The organism is Oceanitalea stevensii (genome assembly GCF_014837105.1).
Classification (GTDB): Bacteria; Actinomycetota; Actinomycetes; order Actinomycetales; family Actinomycetaceae; genus Oceanitalea; species Oceanitalea stevensii.
In genome coordinates this window covers 249,881-264,350 of sequence record NZ_JACSPO010000003.1, presented here as the reverse complement: position 1 = coordinate 264,350, position 14,470 = coordinate 249,881, and the positions used below count along the sequence as shown (strand labels likewise).

Genomic DNA, 14,470 nt, shown 5'->3' with positions numbered 1-14,470 from the left:
GCCCCACGAGAGGGGCCCCGCCGCAGTCCCTCAGAGCACGGCCTGGAGGAAGTCCCTCGTCCGCTGCTCGCGGGGCGCGGAGAACAGCGCGCCGGGCTCGCCGTCCTCGATGATCCGGCCGTGGTCGAACATCATGACCCGGTCGGAGACCTCCTGGGCGAACTGCATCTCGTGGGTGACGATGAGCATGGTGATGTCGGTGGAGCTCGCGACGTCCCGCAGCACGCCGAGCACCTCGCCGACGAGCTCGGGGTCCAGCGCCGAGGTCACCTCGTCGAGGAGGAGGATCTCCGGGTCCATCGCCAGCGCCCGCGCGATGGCGACGCGCTGCTGCTGGCCGCCGGACAGTCGCGTGGGGTGCGCGTCGACCTTGTCGGACAGACCGACGAGCTCGAGCAGCTCGCGCGCCCGGGCGTGCGCCTCCTCCTTGCCGCGGCCCAGCACGTGGATGGGCGCCTCGACGATGTTCTCCACCACGGTCATGTTGGGGAAGAGGTTGAACTGCTGGAAGACCATGCCGATCTTCGTCGAGACCTTGTTGATGTCCTTCTGCTTCTGCCGCACGCGCCTGCCGCCGCGCGGCTCGTAGGTGAAGGGCTGGCCGTCGATGTAGATGTAGCCGTCGGTGAGGTCCTCCAGCGTCATGACCAGGCGCAGGATCGTCGTCTTGCCCGAGCCGCTGGGGCCGATGAGCGTGACGCGCTCGCCCTTGGCCACCTCGAAGTTGAGGTCGTCCAGGACGGTGTTGTCGCCGAAGCGCTTGACGACGTTCTCGAAGCGGATCACCGGGGTGGTGTCAGTAGCGGGCAAGACGGTTCTCCAGTTTCCGGACGAGGATCGAGGTGGGGTAGCTGGCCGCGAGGAAGATCAGCCCCGCGAGGGTGAAGGCCTCGACGTAGCTGAAGGTCCGCGACCCCACGTTCTGCGCGGCGTTGACGAGCTCGGGCACCGTGATGACGAAGAGGAACGGGGTGTCCTTGAACATCGAGATCACCCAGGTGCCGAGCGCCGGGATCGTCGTGCGCAGCGCCTGGGGGATGATGACCCGCGTCCAGGTGCGCTGACGCGGCAGCGACAGGGCGGTCGCCGCCTCCCACTGCCCCGCGGGGACGTTGTCGATGCCCGAGCGGTAGACCTCGGCCATGTACGTGGCGTAGTGGATCCCGAGGACCCCGACCCCGATCCACAGCGGGTCCCACGAGGTGAAGGTGTAGTAGACGAACAGCAGCTGGACGACGAGCGGCGTCATCCGGATGAACTCCATCACCCAGTGCACCGGGCGCGCGACGAACGCCGGCGCCGAGCGGCGGACGAAGGCGATGACGAGCCCGAGGACGGCCGCGATGATCGACCCGAGGACGGTCGCCACCAGGGTCACGCGGAAGAAGGCCTCGAGGAGCTGCGGCAGGGCCGCAGCGGCGTAGTCCCAGTTCCAGATCTCGCCCATGTCAGCTCACCGCCCCGGCCTTGGCGGCGGCGCGTGGCCGGAAGAGGCTCCTCGCCTCGCCGCCCGTCCCGAGGCGCCGCTTGGCACGCGCCTCGGCCCAGTTGGCGACGAGCACGAGCACGTAGGCGATGAGGAAGTACATCACCATGGTCACGCCGTAGGAGAAGAAGGTGTCCTGCGTGCGCTGACGCAGGACGCCGCCGACGAAGGTGATGTCCTGCATGTAGATGACCGAGGCCACGGCGGTGCCCTTGAGCAGCATGATCCCGAGGTTGCTCAACGAGGGGATCATGATGGCCCAGGCCTGGGGCCAGATGACGCGGAACAGCCGGCGCCCGGGCGAGAGGCTGAGCGCGACGCTCGCCTCCCACTGCCCCCGGGGCACGGAGTTCAGGGCGCCCCGGACCACCTCGGCGCCGTAGGCGCCGTAGTTGAGTCCCAGACCCAGGATGCCGGCGACGAGGCCGGCGACCTCGCGGTTGACGAAGAGGTCGGGGAAGAACAGCGGGAGCACGTAGAAGAGCCAGAAGAGCTGGACGAGCAGCGAGGTCCCGCGGAAGAACTCGATGAACACGCGGGCAGCACCGCGCGCCACCACGTTGGGGTGGCGCGCGATGATGCCGAGCGCTGCCGCGAGGACGAAGGCGAGCGCGGAGCCGCCGATGGTCAGCTGGAGGGTGGCGACGATGGCGTCGAGGAAGCGTGGCCACAGCGCGACCAGCGCATCGATGTTGTCACTCATGTGGAGGCGTCGGAGGGCGGCGTCAGCCGATGTCGCCGGCGCAGAGCTGCTCGGTGGTGAAGTCACCGGTCGGGCGCTCGCCCTCGGTGAAGCCCCACTCGCCGACGACGGAGAGGTACTCCTCCTCGCTCGAGACGATCTCGGCGAGCTTCTCGTTGTACGCGTCGCGCAGCTCGGTGTCCTCCGGACGGAAGACGGTGCCGCCGGCGCCGAACTGCTCGACGCCGTCGACGACGGCGACGAAGGTGTCGGTGACCTCGACCGGTGCGTCGGGGTTGTTGTCCTTCATCCAGTTGAGCGAGATCCCGGTGAGCGCGAAGACGTCGGCGCGGCCCCCGGTCACCTGGTCCATGCCGTCCTGGGGGCTGCCGACCTCGGTGGCGTCGATGCCGAGGTCGTCGGCGTAGGTGGCCTCGATGGCGCCCGACATGGCGGCCATCCGCAGACCCTCGTCCTGCGCCTCGACGACGTCCTGCATGTCGTGGACGTCGAAGGGGTTGCCCTCCTGCACCATGAGCGCCGTCGTGTACTGGAACTCCGGGTCGGAGAAGATCGCCTGCTCGCAGCGCTCGGGGAGGATCGACATGCCGGCGGCGACGACGTCGAAGTGGCCGGCGTTGAGTCCGGGGATCAGCTGGTCCCACTGCGACTCGACACCCTCGACGGTGTCGATGCCGAGCTCGCCCCAGATGCGCTCCTGCAGCGCCACCGAGGCGCCGACGAGCTCGTTGTCGTCGTTCTGGAAGCTGTAGGGGGCCTCGCCGGCGAAGGCGACGGTGATCGTGCCGGCCTCCTGGAGGGCCTCGAGCTTGCTCTGCCCCTCGCTCGGCTCGACCGCGCCGTCCTCGCCGTCGCCGTCGCCGCCGCAGGCTGCGAGGCCCAGGGCGAGCGCCGCCGCGGCCGCCGGGATCGCCACCCGTCGTCGGGTAGAAGTCATGGTCATCATGGTCCCTTCGGTTTGCACGAGGCTGGGTCCTACAGGAGCCCCCTCCGGGCCGCAGGGAGCAGCGCACGGAGACGGCCAGTCGCCCCGAGTGGTCATGGTGCCCAGCCACGCTAGGGAAGAGCGGGAGTGACCTCAACCAGCCGGAACGCGCCATCCACCGCCGGCCTGCGCCCGAGCGCACCACCGCGCATTCCGCGCGGTGGTGCGCCGCGACCGCCCTGGACGGAGGGCCTCCGAGACACCCGGACGCACCGAAGGGACGCGTCCCGATCGTTATCGCAACGTGATGTTCTTGACCGACGGATTACCTGCACCAGGCACGAACATTGCCCAGCGGTCAGCGCAGGGCGGGGGCCACCTCGCGCTCGAAGAGCTCGATGCCGCTCGTGTCGTAGGCGGCCTCGGGGAAGTAGAAGATCCCGTAGGTCATGCCCTGCTCCTCCAGCGCACGGAGCTTTTCGACGATCTGCTCGGGCGTCCCGTACGCCGGCAGGTCGCGCACGGAGCCGAGCTCGCGCTGGACGCGCTCCTCGTCCACGCCGGCCGAGCGGAGGCGGTCGGCGAGCTGGTCGAGGCGGTCGCGGACCTCGGCCTCGTCACGGCCGATGGCGACGTTGTAGTTGGCCGAGCGGGTGATGCGTCCGAAGTCGGTGCCGACCTCCCGGCAGTGGCCGGCGAGGATCTCGGACTTGCGGGCGAAGCCCTCGGGCGTGCCGTCGAAGTTCGTGTAGTCGGCGTAGCGGGCGGCGATCTTCAGCGTCACCTTCTCGCCACCGCCGGCGATCCACAGCGGGACGCCGCCCTCCTGGAGGGGGAGGGGACGGCAGATCGCGCCGTCGACCTCGTAGTGCTTGCCCGAGAACGTGGCCCGGCCCTCGCGCCAGGCCTGACGCATGATCTGCACGCCCTCGTCGAGCATCGCCAGGCGCTCCCCGGCGCGCGGGAAGCCGTAGCCGTACGCGCGCCACTCGTGCTCGTACCAGCCGGCGCCGATGCCCATCTCCAGGCGCCCGCCGCTCACGTGGTCGACCGTCGCGGCGACCTTGGCGAGGTACATGGGCGGCCGGTAGGCCATGCACGTGCACATCTGGCCCAGGCGGACCCGCTCGGTGCTGGCGGCGAGGGCCGCCATGAGGGACCACGCCTCGTGGGTGGCCTCCTCGCTCGGCACCGGGGTGGTGTGGAAGTGGTCGTAGACCCACACCGACTCCCACAGGCCGGCGTCGGCACGGCGGGCGAGGTCACGCATGAGCGGCCACTGCTGGGCGTCATCGATGCCGACGAGGTCGAACCGCCAGCCCTGGGGAAGGAACATTCCGAGTCGCATGGTCGAGAAGAGTACGGCCAGGTCACAGCGTGGTCACGCCGGGCGCGCTCCACCCGCCCCGCCTGACCTCGTGCGTACCCTGGAGCCCGTGAGCACCAGGGAGAAGCCGGCGCGCGTCGCCGAGGAGCGCGTGTGGACCATCCCCAACGCCATCAGCTTCCTCCGCCTTGCGCTCATTCCCGTGTTCGCGTGGCTCATCGTGGCCGAGCACGACGCCGCGGCGGTCGTCGTCGTCGCCGTCGCCGGCTTCACGGACTGGGCCGACGGCTTCATCGCCCGGCGCTTCAACCAGGCCAGCCGCCTCGGCCAGATGCTCGACCCGGCCGCCGACCGCCTCTACATCCTCGTCACCCTCATCGGGCTGGCCTACCGCGACATCATCCCGTGGTGGCTGGTCGCCGTCATCGTCGCCCGCGAGCTCGTCCTCGCCGGGACGATCCCGGTACTCCTGCGGCACGGGTACGGCACGCTGCCGGTCCACATGGCCGGCAAGGCGGGCACCTTCTGCCTCATGTACGCCTTCCCGCTGCTCCTCGTCGCCTCCGCGCCCGGCGCTCTCGGCACCGCGGCCTCGACGGCGGGCTGGGCGATCGCGCTGTGGGGTGTGGGCCTGTACTGGTTCGCCTGCCTGCTCTACCTCGAGCAGGTCGCGTGGATCGTGCGCCGTGACCGCCGGGCGGCGAGCCCGGCGTGAGGCAGCAGCCCGGTCGTCCCGACCAGTCGATGACCCTCCTGCGGGAGGTCGTCGAGCGGCCGCTCGACCCGGGCTACGCCGCTGCCGCCCAGCGACGCGCGGACGGCACGGCGCCGCGGCTGCCCTGGTGGCGCAAGGGCATCGTCCTCGCCGTGGCCGCGGCGCTCGGGCTCGGAGCGGTGTGGGCGGCCCGTGAGCTGCGCGCCCCGACCGACGGCGCCGGTGACGCACGGGCGCTGCTCCTCGAGCAGGTCGAGGACGGCGCTGCGCGCGGGGAGCAGCTGCGCGCCGACAACGCCGCCCTCGTCGAGCAGATCGACCGCCTGCAGGGGGAGTCGCTGCGCGGCAGCGACCCCGAGTTCCTCGAGGAGGTCCAGCTGCTCACCCTCAACGCCGGCAGCGCCCGCGTCCGTGGCCCGGGCCTGCGGATCACCCTCGACGACTCCCGCGACGCCCAGGCCGGTGAGCCGGGAGCGGAGCTGGGACGCGTCCAGGACCTCGACCTCCAGGTGCTCGCCAACGCCCTGTGGTCGGCGGGGGCCGAGGCGGTGGCGATCAACGGGCACCGGCTCTCCGGGCTGAGCGCGATCCGCTCCGCCGGCCCGGCGATCCTCGTCGACCTCGTCCCGCTCGCCCGGCCCTACGTCGTCGAGGCCGTGGGCAACCCCGGCGACATGAGTGCCCGGCTCACGCGGAGCACCGGCGGCACGCACCTGGGGACGCTGCGCGACTCCTTCGGCATCTCGGTGAGCATCGAGGAGGCCGACGAGCTCGTCCTGCCGGGCACGACGGCGCGCACGCTGCGCCACGCCGAGCCGCTCGAGGGGCAGACTGGCCGGGAGGACCGATGATGGGGCGTCACGGGGGACCGTGCCACGTGCAGGTGTCGAGGGAGGATCGCTGAGTGTTCGCTGTCATCGGGCTCGTCATCGGCGTCGTCGTCGGGATCGCCGTGGAGCCGACCGTGCCGGCGGTGCTGCAGCCCTACCTGCCGATCGCCGTCGTCGCCGCCCTCGACGCCCTCTTCGGGGGCCTGCGTGCCTACCTGGACGGCGTCTTCGACGACCGCGTCTTCGTCGTGTCCTTCCTCTTCAACGTCCTCATCGCCGCGCTGCTCGTCTTCCTCGGTGACCAGCTAGGGGTCGGCGCCCAGATGACGACCGCGGTCGTCGTCGTCCTCGGCATCCGCATCTTCTCCAACGCGGCCTCGATCCGCCGGCACATCTTCAAGGCATGACACGCGACGCGGAGAGGACGGCGGCCGGCGGGGGAGCGGGGCGGCTGCGGCACCTGCTCCTGGGCCGGCACCCCACGTGGGTGCACGTGCTCATCGTGCTGCTCTGCGCGGCCGTGGGCTTCGCGCTGGCCGTCCAGGTCCGCCAGACCCAGGAGGACACCTACGCGACCATGCGCCAGGACGACATCGTCCGGCTCCTGGACGAGCTCAGCGTGCGCAACCGCGAGCTGACCGAGGAGGGCATGGAGCTGCGCCGCGAGCTCGGGGAGCTCGAGTCCGGCTCCAGCTCGCGAGCGGCGGCCCAGGAGGCGGCCGCCCAGCAGGCCCGGGTCCAGGGCATCCTCGCCGGGGCCCTGCCTGTCACCGGACCGGGCGTGGAGATCGCGGTCCACGACCCCTCCGGCGCCGTCAGCGCACCCGTGTTCGTCACCGTGCTCGAGGAGCTGCGCAACGCGGGCGCGGAGGCCATCGAGCTCAACGACCAGCGGATCACCGCCTCGAGCTGGCTCGGCACACGGCCCGGGGGACTGGTCGTCAGCGGTGTCGACATCAGCGCCCCCTACGTGTGGCGCGCCATCGGCGACCCCCAGACCCTCGCCGTCGCCCTCGACATCCCCGGCGGTGCGCTCGCCTCGATCCGGGCGGCCGGGGCGGCCGCCGAGGTCACCCAGCACGACGACCTCGCCATCACGTCCGTGCAGGCCCTGTCCGAGCCGGAGTGGGCCACCCCCGCACCCGTCGAGGACCGCTGAGACACCCACCCGGGACCCGGTGTCTGTCACACCGGCCCCATGGGGAACTATGGTGGTGTCCAGCGCCGGGTGACGAACCCGGTGGTACCGCCGAGGGGAGTACACGACATGGGAATCGAGCCCGAGCCGCAGGACTTGTCGAGCACGACCGCCCGCTTCGGGGCGATCGGTGCGAGCGACGAGACCGCGGAGCGCTCCGACGTCCCCCCGCCGGACCGCGCCGCGATCGACGGGCTGCCCCCGGGTCACGCGCTCCTCATCGTCCAGCGCGGGCCGACGGCGGGCGCCCGCTTCCTCCTCGACACCGACCGCACCCTCGCCGGGCGGCACCCCACCGCTGACATCTTCCTCGACGACGTCACGGTCTCGCGCCGGCACGCGGAGTTCCTCGCCCACGAGGGCGGCTACGTCGTGCGCGACGTCGGCTCGCTCAACGGCACCTACGTCAACCGGGAGCGCATCGACTCCGCCGTGCTCAACGCCGGCGACGAGGTCCAGATCGGCAAGTACCGGCTCACCTACCACCCCAGCCCGCACCACGGGGACGCGCCGGCCTCGTGAGCTCGACCGCCCGCCGCGCCACCGAGTCCCACCCCGAGGAGCCGCAGGAGCAGCCGCGGCCGTGGCCCCCGGGTGCCTCCACCGACCCCACGATGAGCATCGGCGCCGTGCTCGCGGCCCTGCAGCCGGAGTTCCCCGCCGTGCGCATCTCCAAGCTCCGCTTCCTCGAGGAGCAGGGCCTGGTGAGCCCGAGCCGCAGCGGCTCCGGCTACCGCATGTACAGTCAGGCCGACGTCGAGCGGCTGCGCTTCGCGCTCACCGCGCAGCGTGACTCCTTCCTGCCGCTGCGCGTCATCCGCGACCAGCTCGAGGACCTCGACGCCGGGCGCCCCGTGGAGTCGGTACCCGGCACTCGCGTCGTGGCCCGCGACGGCGAGCTCGTCCGTCCGCGGCCCTCGGCGCGGGTGCGGGCGCAGGAGATCGCCGACCTCACCGGGGTGAGCCTCGCCGAGATCGACGAGATCGCGGACGCCGGACTCATCGTCCCCGACGCGCGCGGACGCTACCCGGGCCGCGCCGTCGACGTCGTCCAGCACGCCGCCGCACTCGCGCGCCAGGGGATCAGCCCGCGCCACCTGCGCACGGTGCGCACGGCCGCCGAGCGGCAGGCCGACACGATCGAGCAGGTCGTGGCCCCGGTGCGCGCCCAGCGCTCGGGCGCCGGGCGGGAGCGTGCCGCGGCGCGCGCGCAGGAACTCGCGGAGCTGTACGGGCGGCTGCACGCCGAGCTGCTCCGCGCGGCCGTCGACGACCTCGGCTGAGGCGTGCACCCCGCGCGCGGGGGCGCATTTCGCGCGCACCGCCGCCGCGATGGCCGTACCGTTGCGACATGCGAGAGATGGACGTGCTCGGCGTCCGGGTGAGCATCCCGGAGAACGAGGTCGTCGTCGTCCTGGCCGTCCGCGACGAGGGTCGGGTGGTGCTGCCCATCGTCATCGGGCCGCGCGAGGGTGCGTCCATCGCCACGGCGCAGGCGGGCATCGTGCCCGAGCGCCCCCAGACCCACGACCTGTTCATCTCCCTCCTCGACGCCACGGGCGTGCGGCTGGAGCAGGTGCGCGTCACCAGCCTCGAGGAGGGCACCTTCCACGCCGAGCTCGTCCTGTCCTCGGGGCAGCACGTCGACTCCCGGCCCTCCGACGCCATCGCCCTCGCGCTGCGTGCCCGGTGCCCGGTGCTGTGCGACGAGGGGGTGCTCACAGCGGCCGGCGTGGTCATGGACGCGGAGGACGAGGCCGAGGTCGTGGCCGACTTCCAGGCCTTTCTCGAGAACGTCGAACCGGAGGACTTCGAACCCTGAGAAGGGGCCGTGGTGAGGTGCACCTCAACCTTCACTTGAGACTGAGACACGCTGGTTCGACACGCCGATCGCGGCTCGCCGCGCATGTCGTTGACGGGGGTCCCCCCGAGTCATAGCGTGGGGGTCATCAGGGCCGGAGCACACCTCGTGCGCGGCGTGGACGAACGGGAGTGCACGTGAGCGGCAGCGACGCGACGGCCGGCGCAGCGAGCGGGGTGCCCCAGCGGGCGCAGGGGATGCTTTTCGGCGACTCCCTTCCCGACCTCGACACCGAGACCGGTTACCGCGGGCCCACGGCCTGCCGGGCGGCAGGGATCACCTACCGTCAGCTGGACTACTGGGCACGGACGGGCCTCGTCGAGCCGAGCATCCGCAACGCCAGCGGCTCCGGGTCCCAGCGCCTCTACAGCTTCCGCGACATCCTCGTCCTCAAGGTCGTCAAGCGCCTGCTCGACACCGGCGTCTCGCTCCAGCAGATCCGCTCCGCGGTCCACCACCTGCACGAGCGCGGGGTGGACGACCTCGCCGGCATCACGCTGATGAGCGACGGCGCCAGCGTCTACGAGTGCACGAGCGCCGACGAGGTCATCGACCTCGTCCAGGGCGGTCAGGGCGTCTTCGGTATCGCCGTCGGCCGCGTGTGGCGCGAGGTCGAGGGCTCGCTCGCCGAGCTCCCGACGGAGCGTGCCGAGCGCGCCGGCACCCAGGTCGAGGACGAGCTGTCCCAGCGCCGCCGCGCGCGCGACGCCGGCTGACACACGCGGACGACGAGGGGCCCGGGACCACCCGGGCCCCTCGTCGCGTTGCCAGGAGGGCCGGGACCGCGGGGAGAAGTCCCCATGCCGCACTGTGATCAGCGGTCGGGGGAGGGGGCCGCTCTCTCCTACTATCGGACCATGAGCAATCCCATCGCCGGTTGGTACCCGGACCCCTCAGGTGACCAGAGCAAGCTTCGCTACTGGGACGGCACGTCCTGGACCGAGCACTTCGCGCCCGCCCAGGGCGCCGCGCAGCAGGCGGGGGACCCCGGCACGAGCGGCGGCGTGCAGCCGACGGGGCAGCCGACGGCGGCGGACTCGTACGGTGCGCAGCCCACGGAGCAGCTTCCCGCTCAGGGGGCCGAGCACCCGTCTGCCCAGCCGACCGAGCAGCTCCCGGCCCAGGGGGCCGAGTACCCGACGGCCCAGCCGACCGAGCAGTTCCCCGCCCAGGCCGGCGAGCAGCCGGGCCAGCAGACCTCCGTCTACCCGGTCGGTCAGTACGGCGAGCAGCAGCCCTTCGGGCAGCAGCCGGGCCAGCAGGCGTACGGCCAGCAGCCGTACGGGCAGCAGCAGGCGCAGCCGGGCTACGGCCAGCAGGACTACGGCCAGCAGCAGCAGCCCTACGGGCAGTACCCGGCGGGCCAGCAGCCCTACGGCCAGTCGCCCTACGCAACCGGCCCCAACGCCTACGGCCAGCAGCCGGGCGCCGACGACGGCGGCTCGGGCAAGGGCCTGGTCATCGGCATCATCATCGCCGCGGTCGTCCTCATCGGTGTCGCGGTGACCGCCGTCGTCCTTCTCCTCGGTGGCGGCGACGACGCCGAGCCCACGACGCGGCCCACCCCGACGAGCACGACGGCGGAGCCCACGCAGGACCCGACGACCGGCGACGCCACCGAGGACCCCACTGACGACACCACCGGCGACGCCCCCACCGGCGGCGCCGTGAGCGGCGGCGAGCTCGAGCTCGGCGCCTCGGTCGGCGGCGCCATCGCGTCGGGGGAGACCTGGACCGGCACGATCGTCGTCGACGAGGCGACCCCCGTCGTCGTCGACGTCGTCGCCGACAGCGGTGACCTCACCGTGTCGCTCACCGGCGGGGCCGTCGACGTCTCGAACGACGACCGTCGCTACTTCCAGGCCAGCGGCGAGGCGAGCTCTCTCGACCCCGCCGTCGGCGCCTACCTGGAGCCGGGGGAGTACGAGGTCGCCGTGTCGGCGTACAGCGGCAGCGTCGAGGCCGACTTCACCGTGACGACGACGGTGCCGGAGATCGTGACGCCGGGTGACTCGATCGCCGTCGACCTCGCCGAGGGTGAGGTGTGGCTGGGCGCGCTCGAGCTGAGCGACCGGAGCACCGTGGTGCTCGACTCCGTCGCCGAGGACGGGGACGGCATGCTCGGCGTCTTCACCTCCTCGGGGTCGCTCGAGGGCGCGGACGACAGCAGTGAGGGCGCCGGTGGCATCACCGACCCGTACCTCGAGCTCGAGCTGCCGGCCGGTGTCCACGTCATCAGCTTCAGCGGCTACCGCGCGGAGGCGCTCACCTCGGAGCTGTCGATCACCGTCGAGTAGTCAGCCGTTCCAGACGACGCCCCCGGGAGGTCTCCTCCCGGGGGCGTCGTGCGCTCTGTGTCCCTGCTGCCGACGGCGCCCGGGGCGCGGGCGGCAGCAGCCGTGCCCGACCCGTCCGGTGCATGATGGGCCGATGACGACGCCACCCGAGCCAGAGCTCCTCGCCACGCTCCGCACCCTGCGGCAGTCGCGCCGGTTCCTCCCGACGCCCGTCGCGCGCGACGACCTCGATCGCATCCTCGAGGTCGCCCGGTGGACGGGCAGCGCGAAGAACACGCAGCCGTGGCACCTCGTGGTCGTGACCGACAGCGCCCTCAACACCGAGCTCGCGGGCTACGGAGCCTTCGCCGGCTTCCTCGACGGCGTGGCGGCCTCCATCGTCGTGGCGGTCGAGGGGGAGGGGCGCTCCGTCGCCTACGACGACGGTCGGCTGGCCGAGCGCGTCATGCTCGCTGCCGCCGCGCTCGGCATCGGCAGCGGGACGGCGTGGTTCAGCAGCCCTGCTGGGCGGCAGCAGGTGCGCGAGCTCCTCGGCCTGCCCGGACACCTCGAGCCGTGGTCGGCGATCGGCCTCGGCTACACCGACACGGGCCAGGCGCAGGCGACCCCGCAGATGTCGGGTCGCAAGCCGCTCGAGGAGATGACGAGCTGGAACCGGTACGGCCGGCCCCCCGAGACACGAGCGACGTGACGCTCCGTACACGCCCGCCGTCGACGAGCTGAACGCCGGCGGGGGAGCCGTGCTGGGATGATGGCGGGATGAGTGCCCTCGCGTTCGACCTCGACCAGCTCCGCAGGTACCCCGACGTGGAAGCCCCCGATCTCGTCGCCGTCGACGCCACCGACCGGCTGGTGCTCGACGAAGCCGCGACGGCGCTTGCCGCGGCCGGCCCGGGGGAGGTCGTCGTGGTCGGCGACCGGTACGGTGCGCTCACGCTCGGCGCGATCGCCCTGCACGGGGCGCGCGACGTGCGGGTGCACCAGGACGTCATCGTCCACGAGCGCGCCCTCGAGGCCAACGCCGAGCGGGTGGGCCTCGCCGGGACCTACCGGTCGCTGGGCCTCGTCCCGGAGCTCGTGACCGGCGCGCGGGTCGTCCTGCTGCAGCTGCCCCGCGGGCTCGCCGCGCTCGAGGAGATCGCCGAGCTCGTCGCCGCCCACGCAGCACCCGACGTCGTCGTCGTCGCGGGCGGGCGCCTCAAGCACATGTCGCGCAGCATGAACGAGGTCCTGGGTCAGCACTTCGCCGACGTCTCCGCGTCCCTCGCCCGACAGAAGTCACGCTGCCTCGTCGCGCGGCAGCCGACCTCGCTCGGGACCTTCCCGTCCTTCCCGCGCAAGCACTTCGACGAGCAGCACGGCGTGTGGATCGCTGCACACGGTGCCGCCTTCGCCGGCCCGTCCCTCGACCTCGGGACGCGCTACCTGCTGACGTTCCTGGGGGAGATGAGCCCCCTGGCGCGCGACGCCATCGATCTCGGCTGTGGCACCGGGGTGCTCGCCGCACAGCTCGCCGCCGCCCGCCCGGACCTCAAGGTCGTCGCGACCGACACGTCCCGCGCGGCCGTGCGCTCCACGCGCGTGACGCTCGAGGCGAACTCGCTCGGCGAGCGCGTCCAGGTGGTGCGGGAGGACGGGCTCGAGAGCCAGCCGCCCGTGTCGGCCGACCTCATCGTGTGCAACCCGCCCTTCCACGTCGGTGCCAGCGTGCAGCCCGACGTCGCGATCGAGCTGTTCAAGGGGGCCGCCCGGGTGCTCCGTCCCGGCGGTGAGCTGTGGACGGTGTTCAACTCCCGGCTCGGTCATGCCGGCGCACTGCGCCGGATCGTGGGGTCCACCAAGGTGATGGGCGACAACGGCAAGTTCACCGTGACGCGCTCGATCAAGCAGCCGACCCGAGGGGAGAGCGGCGCGGCGCCTCAGTAGGCGCCGGAGCCGGGGCGTCCTCTGCGGAGCCAGGGTGGAATGACATAATGTACATTATCGGCGATACACCCAAGACGGTCAGCCGGGCTGTCTGGCAGCGGTGACCGTCCACAGCACGATGACGACCGCCTCGTCGTCGGCTGGGTCCTCGAGACAGCGCTCGGCCTGCTCGGGATAGCTGGCGACGAACGGTTCCTCCCCGCCGCCCGCCTCCAGCTCGTCGCCGATGCGGACGGCGCGGCCTCGATCGTCCAGGATGCTGCCGTCGTCGTCGAGCCTGGTGCCGGCAGGCCAGATGACGACGGTGGCGACCTCGTCGTGCGGGCCGGCGAGCCCCAGACACCCCTTCTCGTTGACACCCAGCGTGCCGAACCACGCAGCATCGCCCCCGCCGACGTCCATGCCCTGGATCAGTGCCACGTGGCCGGCGGCCTCGGCGGTGCGCACGCCGCCCACTGCGCCACAGGACGCCAGGAGAAGCACGGCGCCGACGGAGACCAGCGTGCGCCGCCGTCGGACTTCACTCACTCGAGCGTCTCGTGAACGTCAGGTGGGTGACGCCGCTGGACGTCGAGACCACGTCGATGTCATAACTGTGCTCCAGCCCCTCCAGACCGTCCCACAGCAAGGCGCCGCGCCCGAGGACGATGGGCACCTGGACGAGGTGGATGTGGTCGACGAGGCCCGCGGCGATGAACTCTCGCGCGACGGTCGCCCCGCCACCGATACGGACGTCGAGGCCGCCGGCGGCCCGACGTGCGACGTCGAGCGCCTCCGCCGGTGAGGCGTCGAGGAAGTGGAAGGTCGTGCCGCCCGCCATCTCGATCGGCGCGCGCGGGCGGTGGGTGAGCACGATGACCGAGGTGTGGAACGGGGGCTCGCTCCCCCACCAGCCCCGCCAGTCGGCGTCGTCCTGCCAGCCGGGTGGCCCGAACTTGCCCGCCCCCATGATCTCCGCACCGATGCCCGGCTCGTGCCAACGAGCCATCGCGTCGTCGACCCCGGCACTGCCCGTCGGTGCGCCCACCAGCCTGGCCCCGAAGCTGGTGGCGAACATCCACTCGTGGAGCCGCTCCCCCGCGTGCCCCATCGGGGTCTCGAGACTCTGCACCTCCCCCGCGACATAACCGTCGAGTGAGATCGACAGGTTGTGGATCCGGGTCCTGGACATCGCTACCTCCTCCGGCCGACTGTGCGGTGGT

Annotated in this window: 18 protein-coding genes; 11 read left to right on the top strand and 7 right to left on the bottom strand. The window is 72.1% G+C overall.

The window, feature by feature from the left end:
* Window positions 1–30: 30 nt before the first annotated feature.
* The 5 genes from ehuA to H9624_RS08920 all read right to left on the bottom strand — a co-directional run bounded on the left by ehuA (window position 31) and on the right by H9624_RS08920 (window position 4,462).
* On the bottom strand, window positions 31–810 hold the full coding sequence (gene ehuA / locus H9624_RS08940; RefSeq protein WP_286010975.1) for an ectoine/hydroxyectoine ABC transporter ATP-binding protein EhuA: 780 nt from the start codon (window positions 808–810) through the stop codon (window positions 31–33).
* The gene (ehuD, locus tag H9624_RS08935; protein ID WP_251839539.1) at window positions 797–1,447 is read right to left on the bottom strand and encodes an ectoine/hydroxyectoine ABC transporter permease subunit EhuD; all 651 of its coding nucleotides are present in this window, start codon (window positions 1,445–1,447) and stop codon (window positions 797–799) included. Before ehuD ends, ehuA begins: the two co-directional genes overlap by 14 nt.
* 1 nt (window position 1,448) lies before the next feature.
* On the bottom strand, window positions 1,449–2,189 hold the full coding sequence (locus H9624_RS08930) for an amino acid ABC transporter permease (RefSeq protein WP_251839538.1): 741 nt from the start codon (window positions 2,187–2,189) through the stop codon (window positions 1,449–1,451).
* A gap of 22 nt (window positions 2,190–2,211) precedes the next feature.
* A complete protein-coding gene (locus H9624_RS08925; protein WP_504740247.1) occupies window positions 2,212–3,135 on the bottom strand; it encodes a transporter substrate-binding domain-containing protein in 924 nt (307 codons plus the stop codon).
* 337 nt (window positions 3,136–3,472) lie between these two features.
* The gene (locus H9624_RS08920) at window positions 3,473–4,462 is read right to left on the bottom strand and encodes an LLM class F420-dependent oxidoreductase (RefSeq protein WP_251839536.1); all 990 of its coding nucleotides are present in this window, start codon (window positions 4,460–4,462) and stop codon (window positions 3,473–3,475) included.
* Between the two features lie 88 nt (window positions 4,463–4,550).
* Between H9624_RS08920 and clsA the strand changes: the two genes are divergently transcribed.
* From clsA to H9624_RS08865, 11 genes are all read left to right on the top strand, one after another.
* Window positions 4,551–5,156: a cardiolipin synthase ClsA gene (gene clsA, locus H9624_RS08915; RefSeq protein WP_251839535.1), complete on the top strand. Its 606-nt coding sequence runs from the start codon at window positions 4,551–4,553 to the stop codon at window positions 5,154–5,156.
* Window positions 5,153–6,007, top strand: coding sequence for a DUF881 domain-containing protein (locus H9624_RS08910; protein ID WP_251839534.1), 855 nt, complete (start codon window positions 5,153–5,155; stop codon window positions 6,005–6,007). Before clsA ends, H9624_RS08910 begins: the two co-directional genes overlap by 4 nt.
* Window positions 6,008–6,060: 53 nt before the next feature.
* Entirely contained in the window at window positions 6,061–6,393 is a 333-nt protein-coding gene (locus tag H9624_RS08905) for a small basic family protein (protein ID WP_251303119.1), read from the top strand.
* Window positions 6,390–7,145, top strand: a complete 756-nt coding sequence (locus H9624_RS08900) for a DUF881 domain-containing protein (RefSeq protein WP_251839533.1) — start codon at window positions 6,390–6,392, stop codon at window positions 7,143–7,145. The genes H9624_RS08905 and H9624_RS08900 overlap by 4 nt, the downstream gene beginning before the upstream one ends.
* A 108-nt stretch (window positions 7,146–7,253) precedes the next feature.
* Window positions 7,254–7,706, top strand: a complete 453-nt coding sequence (locus H9624_RS08895; protein ID WP_251839532.1) for an FHA domain-containing protein — start codon at window positions 7,254–7,256, stop codon at window positions 7,704–7,706.
* Window positions 7,703–8,467 (top strand): transcriptional regulator FtsR, encoded by a 765-nt coding sequence (ftsR, locus tag H9624_RS08890; RefSeq protein ID WP_251839531.1) that lies wholly within the window; start codon window positions 7,703–7,705, stop codon window positions 8,465–8,467. Before H9624_RS08895 ends, ftsR begins: the two co-directional genes overlap by 4 nt.
* Window positions 8,468–8,535: 68 nt before the next feature.
* On the top strand, window positions 8,536–9,006 hold the full coding sequence (locus H9624_RS08885; protein ID WP_251839530.1) for a bifunctional nuclease family protein: 471 nt from the start codon (window positions 8,536–8,538) through the stop codon (window positions 9,004–9,006).
* A 236-nt stretch (window positions 9,007–9,242) separates the two neighbouring features.
* Window positions 9,243–9,761: a MerR family transcriptional regulator gene (locus H9624_RS08880; protein ID WP_251839550.1), complete on the top strand. Its 519-nt coding sequence runs from the start codon at window positions 9,243–9,245 to the stop codon at window positions 9,759–9,761.
* 141 nt (window positions 9,762–9,902) lie between these two features.
* Window positions 9,903–11,342: a DUF2510 domain-containing protein gene (locus tag H9624_RS08875; RefSeq protein ID WP_251839529.1), complete on the top strand. Its 1,440-nt coding sequence runs from the start codon at window positions 9,903–9,905 to the stop codon at window positions 11,340–11,342.
* A gap of 133 nt (window positions 11,343–11,475) precedes the next feature.
* On the top strand, window positions 11,476–12,033 hold the full coding sequence (locus tag H9624_RS08870) for a nitroreductase family protein (protein WP_251839528.1): 558 nt from the start codon (window positions 11,476–11,478) through the stop codon (window positions 12,031–12,033).
* A gap of 68 nt (window positions 12,034–12,101) precedes the next feature.
* Window positions 12,102–13,268, top strand: a complete 1,167-nt coding sequence (locus tag H9624_RS08865) for a class I SAM-dependent methyltransferase (RefSeq protein WP_251839527.1) — start codon at window positions 12,102–12,104, stop codon at window positions 13,266–13,268.
* Window positions 13,269–13,346: 78 nt separating this feature from the next.
* Here the strand turns inward: H9624_RS08865 and H9624_RS08860 are convergent, their stop codons facing one another.
* Together H9624_RS08860 and H9624_RS08855 are read right to left on the bottom strand one after the other, a co-directional pair.
* Window positions 13,347–13,715, bottom strand: coding sequence for a hypothetical protein (locus H9624_RS08860; protein ID WP_251839526.1), 369 nt, complete (start codon window positions 13,713–13,715; stop codon window positions 13,347–13,349).
* 73 nt (window positions 13,716–13,788) lie between these two features.
* Entirely contained in the window at window positions 13,789–14,439 is a 651-nt protein-coding gene (locus H9624_RS08855) for a dihydrofolate reductase family protein (RefSeq protein WP_251839525.1), read from the bottom strand.
* Window positions 14,440–14,470 lie beyond the last annotated feature (31 nt).

Excerpts from the sequence above, each read along its gene's own strand:
- ehuD (WP_251839539.1), bottom strand. The coding sequence starts at position 1,447 with ATGGGCGAGATCTGGAACTGGGACTACGCCGCTGCGGCCCTGCCGCAG.
- H9624_RS08930 (WP_251839538.1), bottom strand. The coding sequence starts at position 2,189 with ATGAGTGACAACATCGATGCGCTGGTCGCGCTGTGGCCACGCTTCCTC.
- H9624_RS08925 (WP_504740247.1), bottom strand. The coding sequence starts at position 3,135 with ATGATGACCATGACTTCTACCCGACGACGGGTGGCGATCCCGGCGGCC.
- H9624_RS08920 (WP_251839536.1), bottom strand. The coding sequence starts at position 4,462 with ATGCGACTCGGAATGTTCCTTCCCCAGGGCTGGCGGTTCGACCTCGTC.
- H9624_RS08900 (WP_251839533.1), top strand. The coding sequence starts at position 6,390 with ATGACACGCGACGCGGAGAGGACGGCGGCCGGCGGGGGAGCGGGGCGG.
- H9624_RS08895 (WP_251839532.1), top strand. The coding sequence starts at position 7,254 with ATGGGAATCGAGCCCGAGCCGCAGGACTTGTCGAGCACGACCGCCCGC.
- H9624_RS08885 (WP_251839530.1), top strand. The coding sequence starts at position 8,536 with ATGCGAGAGATGGACGTGCTCGGCGTCCGGGTGAGCATCCCGGAGAAC.
- H9624_RS08880 (WP_251839550.1), top strand. The coding sequence starts at position 9,243 with ATGCTTTTCGGCGACTCCCTTCCCGACCTCGACACCGAGACCGGTTAC.
- H9624_RS08875 (WP_251839529.1), top strand. The coding sequence starts at position 9,903 with ATGAGCAATCCCATCGCCGGTTGGTACCCGGACCCCTCAGGTGACCAG.
- H9624_RS08870 (WP_251839528.1), top strand. The coding sequence starts at position 11,476 with ATGACGACGCCACCCGAGCCAGAGCTCCTCGCCACGCTCCGCACCCTG.
- H9624_RS08865 (WP_251839527.1), top strand. The coding sequence starts at position 12,102 with ATGAGTGCCCTCGCGTTCGACCTCGACCAGCTCCGCAGGTACCCCGAC.
- H9624_RS08855 (WP_251839525.1), bottom strand. The coding sequence starts at position 14,439 with ATGTCCAGGACCCGGATCCACAACCTGTCGATCTCACTCGACGGTTAT.